Origin of the sequence: Actinotalea endophytica (assembly GCF_025717005.1) — a bacterium.
Taxonomy (GTDB): domain Bacteria; phylum Actinomycetota; class Actinomycetes; order Actinomycetales; family Cellulomonadaceae; genus Actinotalea.
In genome coordinates this window covers 1-1,076 of sequence record NZ_JAOVZU010000020.1, presented here as the reverse complement: position 1 = coordinate 1,076, position 1,076 = coordinate 1, and the positions used below count along the sequence as shown (strand labels likewise).

Here is a 1,076-nt window from a genome sequence, read left to right as displayed (position 1 = left end):
TGTAGTTCCTCGTGAGGTTGTGAACGCGGTCTGAGGGGACGGCGCCGCCGATGCCGGTGTGGGGTCGGTGGTGGTTGTAGTGGTGTAGCCAGGCAGGGTAGGCCGCGGCGCGGGTCTCGTCGCTGGTGTAGGCGGCGGCGTAGGCCCACTCGGTGGCCAGGGTGCGGTTGAACCTCTCCACCTTGCCGTTGGTCTGGGGCCGGTAGGCCCGGGTCCGTCGGTGGGTGATGTCCCCGAGGGCGGCGGCGAAGTCGCGGGAGCGGTAGCAGGACCCGTTGTCGGTCATCACCGCGGTCACGGTCACCCCGATCCCGGCGAAGAACGCGTTGGCCCTGGTCCAGAACCCTGCCGCGGTCTCCTTGCGCTCATCAGCCAGGATCTCGGAGTAGGCGACGCGGGAGTGATCGTCCACGGCGTGATGCAGGTAGGCATACCCGCGCCCGCCGCGGCCGTGGCCGTCGTTGTTCTTCGCGCCGGCCTGACGACCCAGCATGCGGTGCCCACCGCCGTTGGGGATGCGCCCGAGCTTCTTGATGTCCACGTGCACCAGTTCCCCGGGGGTGGCGGTCTCGTAGCGGACCGGCCTGACCCGGCGCACCGGCAGCCCGGTGGCCTGATCGACGTGGACCAGCAGCGGCATCCGGTACCTGGCCAGGATCCGGCCCACCGTCGAGCGCGGGACCTGCAGGTGGTAGCCGATCCGGTGCGGACCCCAGCTGCGGGTGAACCGCAACGCCACGATCCGCCGCTCGAGGCGCGGTGAGCACCGACGCGGTGACCGGCGCGGGCGACACGACCGGTCGGTCAGCGGCTCACCGGCCCGATACCGTCGCGCCCACTTCGACGCCGTGGCCGGCGAGCACTGGAACCGCTCGGCCGCGCGGCGCACCGGCCAGCCTTCCTCGACGATCACACGCGCCAGGCGCAGCCTGCCGGTCGGGGTCAACGGGGCGTTAGCGTGGGTCACGAGGACCTCCGGGTCATCGAGGATGGTGTGGTAACCCCTTCGATACCGGAGGTCCTCGCCTTCCCACTCACACCACGCTGATCACAACGTCCCTGGGAACTACAGCTAG

At 70.4% G+C, this 1,076-nt stretch carries 1 protein-coding gene; it reads right to left on the bottom strand.

The genetic code is table 11. The features are described 5' to 3' along the window. The coding region (locus OEB99_RS19715; protein WP_263579019.1) for an IS481 family transposase at positions 1-967 on the bottom strand (967 nt) is incomplete at its 3' end. Positions 968-1,076: the final 109 nt, after the last annotated feature.